At 49.1% G+C, this 19,258-nt stretch carries 19 protein-coding genes; 13 read left to right on the top strand and 6 right to left on the bottom strand.

Going from position 1 to position 19,258, the window contains the following annotated elements; translation table 11 throughout:
* Nucleotides 1-38 precede the first annotated feature (38 nt).
* Complete coding sequence (locus ACYIA1_RS20390) at nt 39-239, bottom strand: hypothetical protein (RefSeq protein WP_005868570.1); 201 nt, start codon at nt 237-239, stop codon at nt 39-41.
* A 109-nt stretch (nt 240-348) separates the two neighbouring features.
* Between ACYIA1_RS20390 and ACYIA1_RS20385 the strand changes: the two genes are divergently transcribed.
* From ACYIA1_RS20385 to ACYIA1_RS20360, 6 genes are all read left to right on the top strand, one after another.
* On the top strand, nt 349-891 hold the full coding sequence (locus tag ACYIA1_RS20385) for a BT4734/BF3469 family protein (RefSeq protein ID WP_008779381.1): 543 nt from the start codon (nt 349-351) through the stop codon (nt 889-891).
* Nucleotides 888-2,678, top strand: a complete 1,791-nt coding sequence (locus ACYIA1_RS20380; RefSeq protein ID WP_122246334.1) for a DUF3987 domain-containing protein — start codon at nt 888-890, stop codon at nt 2,676-2,678. The genes ACYIA1_RS20385 and ACYIA1_RS20380 overlap by 4 nt, the downstream gene beginning before the upstream one ends.
* An 85-nt stretch (nt 2,679-2,763) precedes the next feature.
* A complete protein-coding gene (locus ACYIA1_RS20375; RefSeq protein ID WP_005868558.1) occupies nt 2,764-2,958 on the top strand; it encodes a DUF4248 domain-containing protein in 195 nt (64 codons plus the stop codon).
* 101 nt (nt 2,959-3,059) lie between these two features.
* Nucleotides 3,060-3,485, top strand: a complete 426-nt coding sequence (locus ACYIA1_RS20370; protein WP_480336303.1) for a D-Ala-D-Ala carboxypeptidase family metallohydrolase — start codon at nt 3,060-3,062, stop codon at nt 3,483-3,485.
* Between the two features lie 120 nt (nt 3,486-3,605).
* Nucleotides 3,606-4,097 (top strand): HU family DNA-binding protein, encoded by a 492-nt coding sequence (locus ACYIA1_RS20365; protein ID WP_005858742.1) that lies wholly within the window; start codon nt 3,606-3,608, stop codon nt 4,095-4,097.
* 66 nt (nt 4,098-4,163) lie between these two features.
* Nucleotides 4,164-4,271 (top strand): smalltalk protein, encoded by a 108-nt coding sequence (locus tag ACYIA1_RS20360; RefSeq protein ID WP_022193190.1) that lies wholly within the window; start codon nt 4,164-4,166, stop codon nt 4,269-4,271.
* On the opposite strand, the gene ACYIA1_RS20355 is transcribed toward ACYIA1_RS20360, so the two are convergent.
* From ACYIA1_RS20355 to ACYIA1_RS20340, 4 genes are all read right to left on the bottom strand, one after another.
* Nucleotides 4,245-6,185, bottom strand: coding sequence for a polysaccharide biosynthesis protein (locus ACYIA1_RS20355; protein WP_121773128.1), 1,941 nt, complete (start codon nt 6,183-6,185; stop codon nt 4,245-4,247). The genes ACYIA1_RS20360 and ACYIA1_RS20355 overlap by 27 nt on opposite strands.
* A gap of 16 nt (nt 6,186-6,201) precedes the next feature.
* Nucleotides 6,202-6,582, bottom strand: a complete 381-nt coding sequence (locus ACYIA1_RS20350; protein ID WP_009017043.1) for a hypothetical protein — start codon at nt 6,580-6,582, stop codon at nt 6,202-6,204.
* A gap of 11 nt (nt 6,583-6,593) precedes the next feature.
* Nucleotides 6,594-7,658, bottom strand: a complete 1,065-nt coding sequence (gene nusG, locus ACYIA1_RS20345) for a transcription termination/antitermination protein NusG (RefSeq protein ID WP_009017042.1) — start codon at nt 7,656-7,658, stop codon at nt 6,594-6,596.
* A 507-nt stretch (nt 7,659-8,165) separates the two neighbouring features.
* Nucleotides 8,166-9,098 carry a tyrosine-type recombinase/integrase gene (locus ACYIA1_RS20340; RefSeq protein WP_008772578.1) on the bottom strand — a complete coding sequence of 311 codons (933 nt, stop codon included), beginning with the start codon at nt 9,096-9,098 and terminating at the stop codon, nt 8,166-8,168.
* A gap of 86 nt (nt 9,099-9,184) precedes the next feature.
* Between ACYIA1_RS20340 and ACYIA1_RS20335 the strand changes: the two genes are divergently transcribed.
* The 6 genes from ACYIA1_RS20335 to ACYIA1_RS20310 all read left to right on the top strand — a co-directional run bounded on the left by ACYIA1_RS20335 (nt 9,185) and on the right by ACYIA1_RS20310 (nt 14,670).
* Entirely contained in the window at nt 9,185-9,574 is a 390-nt protein-coding gene (locus ACYIA1_RS20335) for a putative signal transducing protein (RefSeq protein WP_005858748.1), read from the top strand.
* Nucleotides 9,575-9,587: 13 nt separating this feature from the next.
* A complete protein-coding gene (locus ACYIA1_RS20330; RefSeq protein WP_005858749.1) occupies nt 9,588-9,770 on the top strand; it encodes a hypothetical protein in 183 nt (60 codons plus the stop codon).
* A 165-nt stretch (nt 9,771-9,935) separates the two neighbouring features.
* Nucleotides 9,936-11,270 (top strand): NADP-specific glutamate dehydrogenase, encoded by a 1,335-nt coding sequence (locus ACYIA1_RS20325; protein ID WP_009017039.1) that lies wholly within the window; start codon nt 9,936-9,938, stop codon nt 11,268-11,270.
* Between the two features lie 188 nt (nt 11,271-11,458).
* Nucleotides 11,459-12,889 carry a RapZ C-terminal domain-containing protein gene (locus tag ACYIA1_RS20320; protein WP_005868544.1) on the top strand — a complete coding sequence of 477 codons (1,431 nt, stop codon included), beginning with the start codon at nt 11,459-11,461 and terminating at the stop codon, nt 12,887-12,889.
* Complete coding sequence (locus ACYIA1_RS20315; protein WP_005858756.1) at nt 12,886-13,623, top strand: nucleotidyltransferase family protein; 738 nt, start codon at nt 12,886-12,888, stop codon at nt 13,621-13,623. Before ACYIA1_RS20320 ends, ACYIA1_RS20315 begins: the two co-directional genes overlap by 4 nt.
* A 15-nt stretch (nt 13,624-13,638) precedes the next feature.
* Complete coding sequence (locus ACYIA1_RS20310; protein WP_480336302.1) at nt 13,639-14,670, top strand: endonuclease/exonuclease/phosphatase family protein; 1,032 nt, start codon at nt 13,639-13,641, stop codon at nt 14,668-14,670.
* 80 nt (nt 14,671-14,750) lie between these two features.
* On the opposite strand, the gene ACYIA1_RS20305 is transcribed toward ACYIA1_RS20310, so the two are convergent.
* Nucleotides 14,751-17,705: a PEP/pyruvate-binding domain-containing protein gene (locus tag ACYIA1_RS20305; protein ID WP_413644826.1), complete on the bottom strand. Its 2,955-nt coding sequence runs from the start codon at nt 17,703-17,705 to the stop codon at nt 14,751-14,753.
* Nucleotides 17,706-17,900: 195 nt separating this feature from the next.
* Here ACYIA1_RS20305 and gdhA point away from each other — a divergent pair, with 195 nt between their 5' ends.
* Nucleotides 17,901-19,235 (top strand): NADP-specific glutamate dehydrogenase, encoded by a 1,335-nt coding sequence (gdhA, locus tag ACYIA1_RS20300; RefSeq protein ID WP_005868539.1) that lies wholly within the window; start codon nt 17,901-17,903, stop codon nt 19,233-19,235.
* Nucleotides 19,236-19,258: the final 23 nt, after the last annotated feature.

Raw genomic sequence — 19,258 nt, 5'->3', positions numbered from 1 at the left:
CCTTGAGCGCCCCGGCCCCATACCCCATGAACTCCGGTTCATCCATCTCTACGCATAGTTCTTGTACCAAGCGGGTCAGACTCTGGGGATTGATACTCTTTTTTTTTCGCTTTGCTGTAGGTGGCGGTGCCTACGTGGGCCTCCGCACAAAACTCACGGATGGAGATTCCTAACCGCTTACGTGGAAATTCCACTAACTCATCAAATAAAATCTGGTTCAAATCTAAATTTTCCTTCATACTATGCTAATTTTCATTAAACAATCATTCGATATTTCAGCCTATAGGCTGAAACGCAGAATCAATTATTAGCAATAGCTTTAGAAAATTAATCTGAAATCCTATTGATATGGACCAACAAATGTCTTACTTCCTTCCTCCCATCACCAACACGCTTCCTACCGGGAACTGTACACTACGGGAAGTGTACCGATGGATCACCGAGGATAAATCTCTCGAAACGGTTACCAACGAATTACGCGCCTTCATCCGGGAAGGCCGGATAGCGGAATACCGCCAACTCAAACAGCGACAACTGCCGTTCGTAACGCCCCACGGCATTTTTTCCCGTCGTAAGAGCGACGCTCTCATCTCCGCCTCGGGGTTGGTAGTGGTCGATATCGACCATCTCGCCTCTCTCGAAGAGGCCGAACAGCTCCGGAACCACCTCTTCGAGGACCCCTATCTCGGGACCCGCCTCGCCTTTGTCAGCCCCGGAGGACTCGGAGTGAAACTTTTCATACCCGGAGACGAGACCGTTCGATGGGCCATGAGTTACATACAGCTCCTGTATGCCGACACCTTCAAGGGTGAGGTGGATACCTGTGGCAAGGATATCGCCCGTTGCTGTTTCTTGTCTCACGATTCTAACGCTAAAATATTCATACCATGAACAACGATCTTTCCAAACTAGTAGAAGCGGTACGGGCGGCCCATGCCGACATCGCCCCCACCTACGCCGAGTATGTACAATTGGCTTTCGCCATCGCCACCGATTGCGGGGAGGCAGGACGTAGCGACTTCATCAGTCTCTGCGAGCCATCGCCCAAGTTCAACGCCCTACACGCCAACAAGCTTTTCTCCAGTGCCTTGCGCACCGGAAACCAGAATGTCCATCTGGGCACCGCTTTCCACTTGGCCAAGCTGGCGGGCGTGGAAATAGGTTTCAAGTTTCAAGGTTTCACGAAACCCTTTTCCTCACACACACGTGTGAGTACATATAATACAGCCGATACGGTAGATCAAGCCCACGAGACCAGCGATCGGGAAACCGAGGCAAACGACGCCCCACTCCACATCGGCAGCGAGCCTTACACCTCCCTGCCACGGCTGGTACCCGGCTATCCATGGCCCTCGTTGCTACGGGACATCCTCGGTTTCGCCGATAATGCCGAGCAGCGGGATATCCTTTTGCTCACGGCTCTCACCGCCCTAGGCGCCACCTTGGGCAAGACGGTGCGTTGCCTCTATGGGATGCATTGGATCTATCCCTGTATCCAGCTCTTCGTGATCGCTCCGCCCGCATCGGGTAAGGGCATCATGGCGTGGCTGCGTAAGTTTATCGAGCCTATCCACCGGGAGATCCGCCAACAAGTGGACCTAGCGATGAAACAGTACCGCCAAGATTTGGCGGCCTATCATGCCTTAGGCAAGGAGAAAGCCAAGATGGAGATGCCCCAGATGCCTAAAAACAGTATGTTTATCATCTCCGGCAACAATACCGGGACGGGTATCTTGCAAAATATCATCGATTCGGACGGCACCGGTATCATTTTCGAGACCGAGGCGGATACCATCACCACCGCTATCGGGGGTGATTACGGGCATTGGAGCGATACGCTCCGTAACGCTTTCGACCATGCCGGGCTCTCGTTCAACCGACGGACCGATAACGAATACCGGGAATGCGACTCCACCTTCCTCTCAATGGTGCTCTCGGGTACGCCCGGACAGGTAGCGCCGCTTATCCCCTCGGGCGAGAACGGGCTCTTCAGCCGTGAGGTCTTCTACTACAAATCGCAGATCCGGGAATGGATCGACCAATTCTCCGTCGACGAGGTAGACGCCGAGAAGGAATTCCACCGGATGGGCTACGAGTGGAAGGCCACGATCGATCAGCTCAAGTGCCGGGGTACCATTACCTTGCGCCTCGACGAGCGGCAACAAGCCGCTTTCAACGACAGCTTCGTACGTCTTTTCCTGCGTGCCCGGCAATCCAACGGGCAGGAGATGAACAGTTCCGTGGTACGCCTCGCCATCAACCTCGTACGTTTCATGGAGGTGGTAGCCATGCTTCGTGCCTTGGAACAACCGGAATTACTGCTGCCGGCCCAAGGCATCAACAGCGACAACCTAAAGGACAAGATCATCGGAGGCTGGGAACTCCATATCACCGACGATGACTTCGCCGCCCTTCTGACAATGGCGGAGCCGCTCTACCTCCACGCCACCCATATCCTCTCATTCCTGCCTACCGGCGAGATCACCAGCCGAGGCCTCTCGGAAAAGGACAGTCTGCTCAGCTCCATGCCGGACGAGTTCACCACCGTCCAATGGATGGAGGCCGCCGAGCATGCCAACATCCCCAAGAACACCGCCAAGACATGGCTACGCCGACTATGCGACTCCGGAGCCCTCCTGCATGGCGAGCATAAAGGGATTTACTTGAAACCCTTATAATGTACGTACGTGTGTGTGAGGAAAGAGGGTTCATGAAACCTTGAAACTTGAAACTCTCCTATAGTCATTTTAAAATTCAATACAGATGAAAAAAATAGATCTCGCCCGTCAATATTGCCTGACAGGCACCCCTTCGAACGCTTTGCATAAGTTGAACCGATATATCCGTGACGTGAAAGGACTGAAAGAGGCCCTTATCCGTCATGGTTATCACTCGAAAGACCGCTCCATCACGCCGAAGCAAGTACAGATATTCTATGATTTTTTAGGGGAACCCTAAAATTCTTCTCCTAGAGCGAATAGGTGGAAACAAATGGTATATCCGGGCTTTCCGCCTATCGTATCTTTGCTACAGAAACAAAAACATCAACCTTGTCCCCTATGCGCTACTTTAATTATCAAGAGTTTGAAGACTCCGCCACGGCCCGGCGAGACGGGATCGACAACAGCCTCACCCCAGTGGCCCGGAGGATGATCACGATCCTAGTGGAAATGCTACTAGACCCGCTACGGCGGGTCTGGGGCAGCCCCATCGTCATCAGTAGCGGCTATCGCTGCCCCGAATTGAACATCCTTATCGGGGGAGCCAAGCACAGTCACCACCTCCTCGGTTGCGCCGCCGACCTGATAGCCGGCTCTCCAGATGATCATCGCCTCTTGTTCCGACTGATACAAGAGACGCACGAGCTGTGCGGACTCGAGTTCACTCAGCTCATTCTAGAGCCCGGCGCCCGATGGATCCATATCTCTTACGTACCCGGCAACCTTCGCTGTCAGGTTATCGATAAAGAAAAGTCGCCTAATTGACTTAAGTCTTTCAAACCGAAGACTTAAATCAAGGAGCACGAAAAGCCAAGTCATCAAGCGTGAGGACTCAACTCATCATCCCCCAAGTTCTTTATGTATCACTTAAAATATCTTACGATTATGTCATTAAACTATTCCATTGCCATGATGGGCAACCCGTTGAAAAAAGAGGAACCCAAGAAAGCCTACGCCAAGGCGCAAACCAACGGCGAGCTCAACTTAAAAGAGCTATCTACCCTGATAGCGAGTAAATGCACGGTGCACCAAGCTGACGTTTCGGCCGTGCTCATCGCCACCACCGAGTGCATGCTGGAAGGTCTGAAAGCTGGCAAGCAGGTGGATTTCGGCGATCTGGGCGCCTTCCGCCTCCAGATCAATTCCGGGGGAGCGCCGAGTGCCGACCTGTTCACCTCCGACTATATCAAGGGGGTGAACATCCAGTTCGTCCCCGGCGAGGAACTTCAAGTCATCTTCCAAGGCCTCAAGTTCAACCTCGTCCCCACCCGGGCCGCCCAAGCCGCCGTCATCAAGGCCCAGAAGGCCGGTAAGACAACAGTGGATATCTCCGGTAAGAACGGCTCCTCGGACTCCGAGAGCCCGGATGAGATATAATGGGGCACGCTTCGGCGTGCTCATTGATACAGACTTCGTATTATCAACCTTATAAAACAAATTTAAATGAGTGAAAAGAAGAAAACCAACGTTTGGAGCGTAATCATCAAAGTAGTCATCGCCATAGCCACCACCATCGCCGGGGCCTTAGGCATCAGTGCTTGCGCTTTCTAGCGCCTTATCCAAGACCTCGTACTTGGAGTGCCGGCTCTTGAACTCGGGGACGATCGCCTTCATCTTGCCTACAATGGCCATATCGTCCCTCGAGCGGCCTAGCCCGACGAGTTCATCTATATCTTGGCAAACCGTATCATAATCGTACTCCCGTACCTTGGCGATCTTGATCTTCGGATGGAAGGTAGGCAGCGTGATCTCCTCGTCGTTCAGTACCTCCTCGTACAGCTTCTCGCCGGCACGAAGACCCGTAAACCGGACCTCTACGTTCTTGGCGCCCGAAAGCTGAATCATACGTTTCGCCAAGTCGATGATACGCACGGGCTTGCCCATGTCGAAGACGAAGATCTCCCCACCGTTACCCATCGTACCCGCCTCCAATACCAACCGGCAGGCCTCCGGGATCAGCATGAAGAAACGGATGATATCCGGATGCGTCACTGTCACGGGACCGCCCTTGGCAATCTGTTCACGGAACAATGGGATCACGGAACCGTTAGAACCCAGCACGTTGCCGAAGCGGGTCGTAACGAACTGCGTCACGCCTTCCACATGGCCCTCCTTGATCGCCTTGTCGAGGCTCTGCACGTAAATCTCGCAGATGCGCTTCGAGCAACCCATCACATTCGTAGGATTCACCGCCTTGTCCGTGGAGATCATCACGAACTTCCTCGTGCCATACTTCACGGCCAAGTCGGCGATCACACGGGTACCGTCCACGTTGTTACCCACACTCTCACAAGGATTATCCTCCATCATCGGAACGTGCTTATAGGCCGCCGCATGGAATACATAGGCGGGGCGATGCTCCGAGAAGATCTCCTCCATGCGAGACTTGTTAGCGATGTCCGCCACCAAGGTATAGGCGTTGATATCCCGCCAATCCCTCGCCATCATCAAGCGGATGTCGTGCAAGGGAGTTTCCGCCTGATCTACCAAGATCAAGCGATCCGGAGCGAACGAGGCGATCTGGCGCACCATCTCGCCACCGATGCTGCCGGCGGCTCCCGTTATCAGGATGCGTTGACCACGAAGCAAGCGGCCCACCGCCTCCATGTCTATCTCTATCTTTTCCCGGGGAAGCAGATCCTCGATCTCAACCTTCCGGAGTTGTGTATGCGTCAAATCGCTCCTGCCATCCCATTCTTGCGCCGCCGGGGTCACGTAGATCTTGATCCCCGCCTCCGCCAAACGGGCCACCATATCCGGCTGTTCCCGAATGGAGTCGCTCTTCAAGGGGGAGACGAAAAGGATCGTCGCCCGCTCCCGGCGCATCGCATCGATCAGCTCCTCATCGAAAGGGTACACACGCACTCCCATCAATATACGATTCTGCATGTTCCCGGCCTCCGAGACGAAGCCTGCCAACACGTACTGTGCGGGATCTTGGTTCTGGATGCTCTTCGCCAAACTGATACCGCCCTGCTTCACGCCGAAGATAAAGGCACGCTCCGCCTTCGACTGGCGAAAGGTCGTCACGTAGAAATACTTCACGAACACACGCATCGCCCACATCAAGCTCATCGCCAGCAGGGAGGATAGCACAAGGTCTCGTTTACGGATATACACCAAGTAAGGCGAAAAATCCGTAAACTCTTGGAAGGTCACCACGCAAACCACACCGAACAGCACGGCGAAGCCCACCCGTTGCAAATCCACGAAGGAAGAGTAACGAATGATGCCCGAATACGTACGGAACAGCCTAAAGCCCACCAGATAAGGCACTAGGCAAACACCCCACGTGAGCGACAGGTGCCAAAAGATGCCCATCGTGGCGAAGATCCCGTTATTCAAGGCATATACCAGCAAGCCTGAAAACAGGATCACCAAGCAATCCAGCAGGATAATACTCCAATACGGCAACGCTTTCCTTGAGAAATACCACGTTGAGAGTTTAGAAAAAAGGTTCATCATGAATAAAATTTGGGGTTCATGTAAGCTGGGGCAAGCCCTCCACCTCACCGGCATGCCATCTTCGGTAGTCAGTCAAGGAGGATTCGGGGACGGTCAGCACCACGTAATCCGTCTCGTCCCGCCTCAAAATATGTTTACGGGCGTACGAACGCAACGAGCGATCCGTCACGGACACCATCACGATCGGGAACGGGTAGGCGAACAGGCGCAGCGGCGTGATCTCGCTATCCGGGAAGGTGAGACACAACTGATAGGCAGAACGCTCGAAAGCCACCCAATAAGGACCCGTACAATATAAATGGATCGAGGTACGGTTCGTGCGCTCACGATCCATGATCTCGCTCAGATGCTCGTTTAGTAACGTAACTAAGCGAATGCCAGAAGGAAGAGAAGGCATGTTTTGAATTTTTAATTTTCAATTCCCACGTGTTTTAGCCAGCGGTCGTAGTCGGCTAACCGACGGATCAAGGATAATTTACTCTTCTTCGGGGAGGATTCCCGGCTCCACGGATCGATCAACTCGTGCGCACGATAATAATAGATACTGCTATCCGTACAACCATAAAGCGTAAGTAGTAATAATGCCAACGACTGCTCCGCACGGATCAAGGGTAAGAACGAGACGATCGTTCCGATCAACGACTTTTGCCGCTCCTCGTCCCCTAGTATCGTATAGGCGGGCAACAAGAGGGAATAGAGTTTGCACCGCATCACGGCAGAATCCAGCTGTAACTCTCCATAGGCACGCAAGGTCTCAGTCGCCAGCTCACGATCTATAGCCGTAACGCCACCATCCCCCCAATGACGGCCCAACGCCTCATGAAGACCATTTTGTATCCGGGAATTGTCCAAACGGGTATATACATGCTTGCCTTCCTCGGCCAAGCTGATCACCTCATACTCGCCCGGCTGAACACGCAATAAAGGAACCCACATCCAGTTGTCCACGCATACCATTACTTCCCGCTCGCCAACACCGGGCTGTATTACTACACTTGCCTCAACACCTTTGAAACGACCATCCGTGATGCGTATCCGGTCACCTTTACGCAAATAACCCGCTTCCGGCACATACACCGGAAGCTCATCCGAGTAAGAACGGGCCACCCAACGCAAGTTTTCCATCTCACGATCGGAGACAAAAGGATATGAGCCACGGCCATCCACGCTAGGCAGGAAATTATACAAGGGAAAATCTCGTTTCAAACGAAAGATCTCATACACAGAAGAGCGGATAAACACATAATTGTAGAGCAACGGACGGTGAGTCTCCACCAAACGCCCCTCACGGCGATGCATCTCCACGAAAGAGGGGGCGAAAAAATCGAACGTAGGCTCGCCCAAACGCACCCTGCGATCTAACTCCTTCTCCAAACCCTTGGCTGGACCTTTGTGACAAGCGGGAAGAGATAATACATACCATCTTACGGTGTGGACATCACGCAATGGTAAAGGGGGAAGATCATGACCCATAGATACTTCAATGCCATATCAGCATATTTTATTAATATGCTGATAATCTAATACTTAAATCAAATACTCTTTTCTATTCCCGAAAATTTCAAAGCAATAGAAACCATGTCAATATCTCTTCTATCGGGACGTGGAAGATCGGCTACTTGGGAAGTAGCGTAAAAGATAGGAAATGATTATTACCCAGTTGTAGAGACGGAGCGTGCTCCGTCTCCCACCGTCTGGCAGTAATTTAAAATACCCATTTGAGGGGATGAGACGGGGCACGCCCCGTCTCTACACGATGTTCGTACGATTTTTTTGGGAGACGTGATGATGCAGGAAATATGAGGTCGTTTCGTCTCCATTGTCGTGCCCATACACCACGAATAGAAACGAAAAATCGAGGAAAGATAAATTCAGAAAACAAACAAAGCCTACACAAAGCCTAAAAATTGTTTGTTATTCGGTGTTTTTTACTAAATTTGCGGCGTGGAAGATTACGCTACTTCCCAAGTAGCCGATCGCCTACCCCACCTTTGATACATTATTATATATGCTCTCGAAGCAAGCCTTGTTCACCGCAGACATCTTATCCAAAGAGAAGCTCTTCAAATAGATTTGCGTCGTCTTGATCGATTGGTGTCCCAGCAATTCGCTGATCATCTCGATCGGTACACCCTGTTCCTTCAAGGTCGTGGCGAAAGAGTGACGGATTGAGTACGAGGTAACCATTTCCGTCACACCACAGGCATTTGCCAGTTCCTTCAAGGAACTGTTGAAATCAGCCAAGGCAGAGGTATATTCCCGGAAGGCCTCTTCACCCGTTTTCGTCCCACTCAAGAAAGTGAATAGATAAGGAGAATCCCGAAGCGTGCCGGTCATTAACGCAGCCAACAACTCCTTGGCCACAGGCTGTATCTCGACCAACATCGGCGTACCCGTCTTCTGGCGGTTATACCTCAAGACACCATTCCGGATATCACTCTTTTTCAAATGAGCGAAATCGACAAACGCCATACCGCAAAACAAGAACATCAAACACAATGCCCGCTGTGTTTTCCGCAGCCCCGAATCATCCAACGGAGCGGTCATCAACAAACGCAAGGATTCCGTAGGCAACGCCTTCTTCTGTTTGCTTTTCACTCCCATGAAAATCCCCTTGAACAAATAACGGGAAAAAGGAGCCTCCCCATTCTCCATCGCCAACCCATACACACGGCGAATCCTACGCATATAGGTAGACACCGTATTCCACGAGCATTCCCGGTCCCGCAAATAGTCTTGATACCTCAAAAGCATTTCCCGGTCGATACGGGTATAAGGAATCACCTCCTGCCCACAAAAACGCAGGAATGAATTCAAGGCATCTTGATAACTCTTGGCGGACGAATAACGTCCTTGCTCTCTCAATCGGGCTATATACATCCGCATACCCTCCGCTAAATCATACTGTTTCATATTTTCACGTATAAAAAAAGTAAATTACAATAAAAAACACGGTTAATTCGTGATTGTCTACTTACATTTGCAGAAAAACAAATACTATGGACAAGATCGTAGAAATAGCCCGGTTCACCTATCCGGCGGATGCCCAACCGCTGATGGCCCTGTTGAGGTCGGAAGGGATAGAATGTTATCTCCGCAATGAGTTAAGCAGCCAGATCATGGCCGGTTACGTAGACGTAGGCGGCGCACGGGTGGAGATTCTGGAAAGCGACGTTCCCCGAGCCATGAAGATCATGGAGGAAGGCGGTTACGACCTGCCCCGGGAAGACGAGCAAGCGGAACCGGTAGAACAAGTCGCCGGATTCGCACGTCATATCCCTTTTCTACGAAAATATCCCTTAGAGAAACAAATCATGATCCTATTCGTCATCATAGCTGTCTTTTTGGCTTTGGTGATTTACTTCGGATCGCTTATTTCCTCAAACTAAACAAATGTAATCAATGGCACGCAGAAAGATAACAAATAGTCAAGCCGTATGTATCACCTTACTATGGGGTGTCTTATGCTACATGCTGCTTGTATACAGCGAAACGATCAATTTCGACGTCATATTTGCCCTTGTAGCCTCCGCTATCATTGTGTTCGTTCCGATCTATAAGAATTTCAAGCATAGAGATGAATAACATTTCGTCGTTTTTTCAAACTTAATATATCTAAATGATATTTTTTACGCATTTTCTCTTTCAATTATTTGCTAGTGTCAAAAATTAGCTTACCTTTGCCACGTCGTTAAACAAACGGCGTACGGATAACAAAATGGTATAACATTCTAAATATAAAATTCAGTCATGAAGGCAAGTGAAGTTTTAGACAACTTGAAAAGAAGATTTCCGAACGAACCGGAATATCATCAAGCAGTATCAGAGGTTTTAGGGACTATCGAGGAAGCTTACAACGAGCATCCGGAATTTGAGAAAAGCAACTTGATCGAGCGCCTTTGTATCCCCGATCGCATTTTCTCTTTCCGTGTAACTTGGATGGACGATAAGGGACAAATCCAGACGAACATGGGTTACCGTATCCAGCACAACAACGCTATCGGCCCGTACAAAGGCGGTATCCGTTTCCACGCTTCCGTAAACCAATCGATCCTTAAGTTCTTGGCTTTTGAGCAAACGTTTAAAAATTCACTGACTACATTGCCGATGGGTGGTGGTAAAGGAGGTTCCGACTTTAGCCCGAGAGGAAAGTCAAACGCTGAGATCATGCGTTTCTGCCAAGCCTTCATCCTTGAGTTATGGCGCCATATCGGTCCGGACACGGATGTTCCCGCCGGCGATATCGGTGTAGGCGGACGTGAGGTGGCTTATATGTATGGAATGTACAAGAAATTGGCTCGTGAGAATACGGGTACATTCACGGGTAAGGGTATCGAGTTCGGAGGTTCCTTGATCCGTCCGGAAGCTACAGGTTACGGAAACGTATATTTCTTGTTGCAGATGCTGAAAACCCGCAACATTGATATCAAAGACAAGGTAGTTTGTGTATCAGGTTCCGGAAACGTGGCTCAATATACGGTAGAGAAATTAATCAGTCTTGGAGCGAAAGTTGTCACGATGTCTGATTCCGACGGTTATATCTATGATCCGGATGGTATCGACCGTGAGAAACTGGATTATATCATGGAGTTGAAGAACTTGTATCGTGGCCGTATCCGTGAATACGCGGAGCAATACGGATGCAAATATGTACAAGGCGCTCGTCCTTGGGGAGAGAAATGCGACATCGCTATGCCGAGCGCAACCCAGAATGAGTTGAACGGCGACGATGCCAAGACTTTATTGGCTAACGGTTGCTTCGCCGTATCCGAGGGTGCTAACATGCCTTCTACACCAGAAGCTATCGACGCATTCCTTGAGGCCAAGATCCTTTACGCTCCGGGTAAGGCCGCTAACGCAGGTGGTGTATCCGTTTCCGGTCTTGAGATGACTCAGAACGCACAGAAGTTAAGCTGGAGCAGCGAGGAAGTAGACCAGAAACTTCAGAGCATCATGGAAAACATCCACGAGCAATGCGTAAAATACGGAAAGCAAGAGGATGGTTACGTAAACTACGTGAAAGGCGCCAACGTAGCCGGTTTCATGAAGGTCGCTAAGGCTATGATGGCACAAGGAATACTCTAGGTAATTGAAAATTGAGAATTGAGAATTGAAAATTAGTTAGAGAGGAGAGATTGATGATCATATAAGCGAGGGGGATAGGCTTTGAGAGGCTATTCCCCTTTCTTATTTCCGACGAAGTCCCAATTTTCAATTTTCAATTCTTAATTTTCAATTAAAAAACGGTATCTTAGTGCCGTAAATCGATAAGTATGATAACAGAAGAACTTAGGAAGCTATACCAATCATATACCGGATCACCGGCAGAGGAAATAACGGAGTTACCGTCATCCGGCTCTAACCGCCGGTATTTCAGGATAAAAGGTCCTGAGACGTTGATTGGAGTTAGTGGCACTTCTATTGAGGAGAACGAGGCTTTTATCTATATGGCAAAACATTTCCGGGGGAAGGGCTTACCCGTACCGCAAGTATATGCCAGCTCGGACGACCATTCATTTTATATCCAAGAGGATTTAGGAGATACGCTTCTTTTCAACGCCATCGAGAAAGGCCGTAAAAGCAGTGTATTCGACGAGGAGGAACGCCGTTTATTACACAAGACGATCACCAAACTCCCCGACATCCAGTTCTTGGGGTCCGACGGTTTCGATTTCTCGTATTGCCATCCGCAAGCCGAGTTCAACCAACGGTCTATCCTTTGGGACTTAAATTATTTCAAGTACTGTTTCTTAAAGGCTACCGGGATGGAGTTTCAAGAAAACCGTCTGGAAGATGATTTCTTGAAGATGAGCGACGTATTGTTACGCAGTTCCTCCGCTACGTTCCTATACCGTGATTTCCAGTCACGCAATGTTATGGTAAAGGATGGAGAGCCTTGGTTTATTGATTTTCAAGGTGGACGAAAAGGCCCGGTTTATTACGACGTGGCTTCCTTCCTTTGGCAGGCGAAAGCGAAATATCCGGAGGATCTGAGGAATGAATTACTATCGGATTATATCACGGCCCTACGTAAATATATCCCGGTAGACGAGGCTTACTTCCATAGCCAGCTGCGCCATTTCGTCCTGTTTAGGACCTTGCAGGTATTGGGGGCTTATGGTTTCCGAGGGTATTTCGAGAAAAAGCCTCATTTCATCCAAAGCGTCCCGTTCGCGATCGAGAACCTGCGGCAGTTATTGAAGAATGACTATCCGGAATATCCCTATTTATGCTCCGTCCTTCGTGAGCTTACCGGGTTGAAACAATTCACGGATGATATCCAGAAACATATGCTGGAAGTAAAGGTCATGAGCTTCGCTTATAAAAAAGGAATCCCGAACGACCCTAGCGGGAACGGAGGTGGATTCGTATTCGATTGCCGTGCGATAAATAACCCCGGTAAATACGAGCGTTACAACCATTTCACCGGTTTGGATGAGCCAGTGATCCAGTTCTTGGAGGATGACGGGGAGATCACGAACTTCCTCGAGCATGTCTACCATATCGTAGACGCCTCGGTAAAACGATATATGGATCGTGGATTCACCAATTTGATGATTTGTTTCGGATGTACGGGAGGACAGCACCGTTCGGTCTATTCCGCACAACATCTGGCGGAACATCTTAACACCAAGTTCGGAGTAAAAGTACATTTAGTACATAGAGAACAAAATATAGAACAACTCTTTAACCCTACATTATGAAAGCTATGATTTTCGCGGCCGGTACTGGTTCCAGACTGAAGCCGTTAACCGATCACACGCCAAAAGCGCTTATACCTATCGGGGGCAAACCGATGCTAGAACACGTCATACTGAAACTGAAATCCTCCGGTTTCGACCAGATCGTGATCAATATCCACCATTTAGGCAACCAGATCGTGGATTTTCTGGAGGCGAACAACAACTTCGGTGTCCGGATCGAAATCTCGGACGAGAGCGATTATCTGCTGGACACGGGAGGAGGAATCAAGAAGGCCACTTCTCTTTTATGCGGGAACGAGCCTTTCTTGATACATAATGTCGATATCTTATCGAACGTGGATCTCAAGAAACTATACGATACCCATGTACAAACGAACCCGTTGGCTACCTTACTCGTCAGCCAGCGCAATACCTCACGTTATCTATTATTTAATAAGGAGAATAGACTGTGTGGTTGGCGTAATCATGAGACCGGCGAGGTAAAATCTTACTATCCCTATTTTGACCCGGATCAACACAACGAGTACGCCTTTAGCGGAATCCACGTACTCTCGCCCAAGATATTGGAGCTGATGGAAGAATGGACCGGAAAGTTCTCTATCATTAACTTCTATCTGGCTATTTGCGCCAAAACCGATATCAGGGCTTATATGGCGGATAACCTAAAACTATTGGATATCGGCAAGCCGGAAACCTTGGCCGCCGCCGAGGAATGGCTACGACAAAACATCTAACAAAATATTTCACACATGAAAAAAACTAGTTTTATCTACTTACTCTTGTTGATCGCGCTGGGCCTCAGCTCTTGCCAGCAAGAGAAGACTTTCAAGGTTCTTCAATTCAACATCTGGCAGGAAGGCGCTGTCGTAAAAGGAGGCTTTGACGCTATCGCTGACGAGATCGTAAGAAGTAACGCCGATTTCGTTACGTTAAGCGAGGTACGTAATTATCATCAGACCCGTTTTTGCGACCGGATCGTGGAAGCGTTGCAGCAAAGAGGACAAACGTACTATTCTTTCTACACCGAGGATTCCGGTCTGTTAAGCCGCTACCCGATCACGGATAGCACGACCGTCTATCCCTTGAACGATGACAGGGGTAGTATGTACAAGGCCATTACCCACATCGGCGATACCGAGGTAGCTCTTTACACCGCCCATCTGGATTATCGCAATTGCGCTTATTACGATGCCCGTGGATACGACGGAAATACATGGGACGAGGAACCTCCTGTCACCAATCTGGACACACTCCTATGGTTGAACGAGCAATCTGTCCGTGACGACGCTATCGCTTGCTTCCTAAAAGAGGCGAAAAAGGATCGGGAAGCCGGACGGATCGTTATCCTCGGAGGAGACTTTAACGAGCCTTCCCATCTGGACTGGACCGAGGCGACCAAAGATATGAGAGACCACCAAGGATTGGTTGTTCCTTGGCACGTATCCGTCATGCTGGAGAAAGACAGCTTCAAAGATACGTACCGTGAGATCTTCCCGAACCCTGTAACTCATCCGGGACTTACCTGCCCGGCGGACTGTAAGGATATCGCTTTAGAGAAATTGGTTTGGTCGCCGAAAGCGGACGATAGAGATCGCATCGATTTCATCCATTACGCTCCATTCGAGGGATTAACGCTTACAGATGTATGTATCATCGGTCCGAAAGGTGACATCCTCCGTGGGCAAAGAGAGACGGAAGAGACCTCCGACCCGATCATGACTCCCCTTGGAATCTGGCCTACCGATCATAAAGCGGTTCTTGCCACTTTCCACTTGAAATAAAAAATGGATTCGCGAGACCCGTCTTACCGGCTCGTCTCGCAAATCCACAAACAACTATCTTCTCTTGAAACGCTATCTTTTTATGGTTTCAATACCACGCCAAGACTTTTCTTCCCATCCATCTTAATCGTAATCGGAGCATCAAAACGTACATGACGAAGATATTCCGTCTCCTCTACGGCAGGTTGCGCATTCAAGAACGCCTCATCGAACCAACCATCTCCCTTAAATGGATTAACCGTAAAATAGCCCACTCCGAACGAAGTCAGGTTCTGGAAGAAATGGGTACCTTGACTCGGGTCTACCCGATAATTCTCCAATCCGCATTCCACGATCACCCGTGCGTTACTGATATGCGGCCATTTCACCGGGATACCCAACCAAGAGTCGCTGCTCCCCCATCGGCCGGGGCCGACTAATACGTATCCTTTCTCCTGATCGGTGAACGAACGGTTCATCTTCTCGATCTCATAAGCGATCAACTGATTATTGGATGAATTAAAAGCGCCCGTCTTCACATAGATAATATCCTGTACGTCGCCAACGATACCATGTCCCAAAACACTGGTAGAAGAAAGGATAGTTTCCTCGTTCTTCACCAAGCTCAGATCCTCGTCCATAATCTCTTTATTATCTACGATCGGACGGATTTGCAACAGATAGAAAGTCGCTCTCGTATGATCCGACGGGTCCATGTTGACAGCGAACTCAATCTCTACCGGACGGCCCATTTCCTGCTGCCCGATCCGTAAGATCTGATCCAACGTATCCGCCAGCGGGAACACGTCATGCTGTAGGATATTCACGAAAGAAAGGATCTTACGACCGCCCGGATAATAACCGTCACGGATAATCTGATCGTACGGATCGTATGTAGAGACAATATATTTCAAGGAACCCTCAGCGTCCGCCTCCTTCAAGCCCAGCTTCACCAAGTTAAAGGCATCATCTACCGAGAAGGCTTCCGCCATATTCTTCAAATCCAAGGCATAGAAACGAGTCTGCGTTTCCCTAAGAGCGAAATCCATCGTACTCATCTGCAAGATGCTATGGGGATGTCGGGGAGAGAAACGCAAGGTTTGCCCGCCATCGACGATATACTTACCCAATCCCAAGGCGATATTCGCGATCCCATCTTCCGCCTTCTCGTTACCGATCGGATAGAAATTCAAGGAACGGGCCACGCCCGACATCGTCGGATAGAAATGATCATTATAACGGGAGCCCACCACTTCTTGCAAGACGATAGCCATCTTCTCCTGATCGATCAAGTTCGAGGTAGCCGTCATATACGCCTTACTGTCCTTATAAAAGACAGAGGCATACACCGCCTTGATAGCGTCGCTCACCGTACGGAGCATATCGTATTTCTCCTCGATCTTAGGTACCATATACGTAGAATAGATCCCGGCGAAAGGTTGATAATGCGAATCTTCCAGCAGGCTGGAGGAACGCACGGCGATCGGGCTTTTCACCACATCGAAGAAAGCCATCAAGTCCTCGATTAAACGGGAGGGCAAGCTGGCCCGCAAGAAATACCGGAGGATCGTCTCGTCGTCCGCATCGCCCAGCGCTACCGGATACAACTCGTTCGTCTCCATGAACTCGTCGAAGATATCGGTACAGATCACGACCGTCTTCGGGATATTCACGGCAAAATTATCACTCTCCAGCTTAGGGTATCGCTTCACCATCGCACCGATAAAGGCAAGACCTCTACCCTTACCTCCCAGCGAACCGTCGCCGATACGGGCAAAATTACTATACTCATCAAAACGATCCTTCTGATAAACCGCCACGACACCCGTGTTCTTCATCCGGCGATATTGCACGATCAAGTCGAAAATCAATTTCCGGGCCTCATCCATATCCTTATAGTCACTCACGTCCACATGCTTCAAAACCTCGGCGGGCGGAAACATGGCACGGGAATAAAAGAAACGGGAGAAATGATTCCGGGAGAGATGGTAAACCAGCGAGTCGTCGGGAATCTGGAAGACTTTCTTTTGAAGGTCTTTCAAATCCTTGATGCGCATGATCTCCTCTTTCGTATGCGGATTCAGGATCACGAAATCGCCGAAGCCGAAACGCTGCATGATCTTCTTTTTCAAATCCTGCGGATAACTCTTGGAATTCTTATCGATAAACGAGGCGTTCAGTTCCTTCGCATATATATGGTTGCTGGCCTCCGAAGATTCCAACACGAAAGGAATGATCAAACCCGTTTTTCGTACATACTGTCCAAACTTATAACCGGCATACGGATCTTTCACGCCATTGTGCATAAAACTCATATCCGAGATAATACCCAACATATTATCCCGATACTGATCAAAAATACGTACCGCCTCCTCGTAATTCCGGGCCAATTTGATCTTCGGACGGCCACGCATACGCAACGTACGCTGGTGATCGTTCAACGCCTCCTTCGCGAACATTTGGCTCTGCTCCAGCACGAACTTATATAAATGAGGCAAAGCGGACGAATAGAAACGAATGGAATCCTCCACCAACAAGATGATCTGTACGCCCACGCTGGCCGTATCGTCCGGAGCGTTCATCTTATCCTCGATCAACTTGATAATCGCCAGTAACAACTCCGAGTTACCCAACCAGCTGAACACATAATCGATAGCGCTCAGATCCTCGTTGGCGATCCGCTTAGACACCTCTTTCGAGAAAGGAGTCAATACGACAATCGGGATATTCGGATAATGCACCTTTATCTCGCTCGCCGCAGCGAATATATCCCGGTTATCCATATTCGGCATGCAAATGATCAATTCGAAGTTCCGGTTCTTCAACTCATTCAAAGCCTCCTCCTCGGTAGTCACCTGCGTAAACCGGGGTGGGTAACGGAGGCTTAAGGAAGTATATTCGTTAAATATCTGCTCATCTACACGCCCGTCATCTTCCAGCATGAAGGAATCATATTTCGTAGCGATAAGCAATACATTATATATACGCTTATTCATTAGATTGGCAAACGGGGTGTCTCTGAACACCAAGTCTTTTAAGTTCGGTATACCGCTCATAATAGATTCTGATAGAATTATTCGAGTCAAATGTAAGGAAAAATAATAACTATTGAAACATGAAAGTACGCATTCTGACTCTAACTGAAGATTTTTAGGTTTTCACTGATAAAAAGTAAGCGAAACTCTTGGCCATTCCAAAGAATTACCTACATTTGCCAACAGAATGTTATCCTTTTAAAGAATATAAATGCTATGAAGACTGAAGTTATTTTATCAGCGCTAGAGGCAAAACATCCGGGAGAAAAGGAGTATTTGCAAGCAGTAAAAGAAGTGCTTTTATCAATTGAGGAAGTGTACAACCAACATCCGGAATTTGAGAAAGCGAAAATCATTGAACGCCTAGTTGAGCCGGAACGTATTTTCACTTTCCGTGTGCCTTGGGTAGATGATAAAGGTGAGATACAAGTTAACTTGGGATACCGTGTTCAGTTCAACAACGCGATCGGCCCGTACAAGGGAGGTATCCGTTTCCACCCGTCCGTTAACTTGTCTATCTTGAAATTCTTAGGATTCGAGCAAACATTTAAAAACGCTTTGACAACCCTTCCGATGGGTGGTGGCAAAGGTGGTTCCGATTTCGCTCCGAGAGGAAAGAGCGACGCCGAGATCATGCGTTTCTGCCAAGCGTTTATTCTTGAATTATGGCGTAATCTTGGTCCGGACAGGGATGTTCCGGCTGGCGATATAGGCGTAGGTGGCCGTGAGGTTGGTTATATGTACGGTATGTACAAGAAATTGGCTCGCGAGAACACAGGTACGTTCACGGGTAAGGGCATGGAGTTCGGAGGTTCTATCCTTCGTCCGGAAGCTACCGGCTTCGGCGCTCTTTACTTCGTACATCAAATGTTGGAGACTCACGGAATCGATATCAAGGACAAGACGGTCGCCATCTCCGGTTTCGGCAACGTGGCTTGGGGTGCCGCTACAAAGGCAACCGAGTTGGGCGCTAAAGTGGTTACTATCTCCGGTCCTGACGGATATATCTATGATCCGGCGGGTATCTCCGGCGAGAAGATCGACTATATGTTGGAATTGCGTAATTCCGGAAATGATATCGTAGCTCCTTACGCAGACGAATTCCCGGGCTCTACCTTCTATCCCGGCAAGAAACCTTGGGAACAAAAAGTAGATATAGCCTTGCCATGCGCTACCCAGAATGAGTTGAACGAGGCTGACGCTCGTAAGTTGATCGAGAACAAGACTTTGTGCGTAGCTGAGGTTTCTAACATGGGTTGTACGGCTGAGGCTGTAGACTTGTTCATCGAGCATAAGCAGTTATTCGCTCCGGGTAAGGCTGTCAACGCCGGTGGTGTGGCTACTTCCGGATTAGAGATGACTCAGAACGCTATGCATATCTCATGGACTGCCGCCGAGGTAGACGCTAAATTACATCAGATCATGAGCGCAATCCACGAACAATGCGTAGCTCACGGTAAAGATGGCGAATATATCAATTATGTAAAAGGCGCGAATATCGCAGGCTTCATGAAAGTAGCGAAAGCTATGATGGCGCAAGGTATCGTATAAGAATAAGGTCAGTTTAGGCTAAA

Source organism: Parabacteroides sp. KHUB-02 (assembly GCF_056640955.1).
Note: the sequence above shows the minus strand (reverse complement) of the source record. Positions and strands in the feature narration are given on the sequence as shown.

What these genes read in the sequence shown, in the direction of transcription:
- ACYIA1_RS20390 (WP_005868570.1), bottom strand. Translation starts at nt 239, where the DNA reads ATGAAGGAAAATTTAGATTTGAACCAGATTTTATTTGATGAGTTAGTG.
- ACYIA1_RS20385 (WP_008779381.1), top strand. Translation starts at nt 349, where the DNA reads ATGGACCAACAAATGTCTTACTTCCTTCCTCCCATCACCAACACGCTT.
- ACYIA1_RS20380 (WP_122246334.1), top strand. Translation starts at nt 888, where the DNA reads ATGAACAACGATCTTTCCAAACTAGTAGAAGCGGTACGGGCGGCCCAT.
- ACYIA1_RS20375 (WP_005868558.1), top strand. Translation starts at nt 2,764, where the DNA reads ATGAAAAAAATAGATCTCGCCCGTCAATATTGCCTGACAGGCACCCCT.
- ACYIA1_RS20370 (WP_480336303.1), top strand. Translation starts at nt 3,060, where the DNA reads ATGCGCTACTTTAATTATCAAGAGTTTGAAGACTCCGCCACGGCCCGG.
- ACYIA1_RS20365 (WP_005858742.1), top strand. Translation starts at nt 3,606, where the DNA reads ATGTCATTAAACTATTCCATTGCCATGATGGGCAACCCGTTGAAAAAA.
- ACYIA1_RS20360 (WP_022193190.1), top strand. Translation starts at nt 4,164, where the DNA reads ATGAGTGAAAAGAAGAAAACCAACGTTTGGAGCGTAATCATCAAAGTA.
- ACYIA1_RS20355 (WP_121773128.1), bottom strand. Translation starts at nt 6,185, where the DNA reads ATGATGAACCTTTTTTCTAAACTCTCAACGTGGTATTTCTCAAGGAAA.
- ACYIA1_RS20350 (WP_009017043.1), bottom strand. Translation starts at nt 6,582, where the DNA reads ATGCCTTCTCTTCCTTCTGGCATTCGCTTAGTTACGTTACTAAACGAG.
- nusG (WP_009017042.1), bottom strand. Translation starts at nt 7,658, where the DNA reads ATGGGTCATGATCTTCCCCCTTTACCATTGCGTGATGTCCACACCGTA.
- ACYIA1_RS20340 (WP_008772578.1), bottom strand. Translation starts at nt 9,098, where the DNA reads ATGAAACAGTATGATTTAGCGGAGGGTATGCGGATGTATATAGCCCGA.
- ACYIA1_RS20335 (WP_005858748.1), top strand. Translation starts at nt 9,185, where the DNA reads ATGGACAAGATCGTAGAAATAGCCCGGTTCACCTATCCGGCGGATGCC.
- ACYIA1_RS20330 (WP_005858749.1), top strand. Translation starts at nt 9,588, where the DNA reads ATGGCACGCAGAAAGATAACAAATAGTCAAGCCGTATGTATCACCTTA.
- ACYIA1_RS20325 (WP_009017039.1), top strand. Translation starts at nt 9,936, where the DNA reads ATGAAGGCAAGTGAAGTTTTAGACAACTTGAAAAGAAGATTTCCGAAC.
- ACYIA1_RS20320 (WP_005868544.1), top strand. Translation starts at nt 11,459, where the DNA reads ATGATAACAGAAGAACTTAGGAAGCTATACCAATCATATACCGGATCA.
- ACYIA1_RS20315 (WP_005858756.1), top strand. Translation starts at nt 12,886, where the DNA reads ATGAAAGCTATGATTTTCGCGGCCGGTACTGGTTCCAGACTGAAGCCG.
- ACYIA1_RS20310 (WP_480336302.1), top strand. Translation starts at nt 13,639, where the DNA reads ATGAAAAAAACTAGTTTTATCTACTTACTCTTGTTGATCGCGCTGGGC.
- ACYIA1_RS20305 (WP_413644826.1), bottom strand. Translation starts at nt 17,705, where the DNA reads ATGAGCGGTATACCGAACTTAAAAGACTTGGTGTTCAGAGACACCCCG.
- gdhA (WP_005868539.1), top strand. Translation starts at nt 17,901, where the DNA reads ATGAAGACTGAAGTTATTTTATCAGCGCTAGAGGCAAAACATCCGGGA.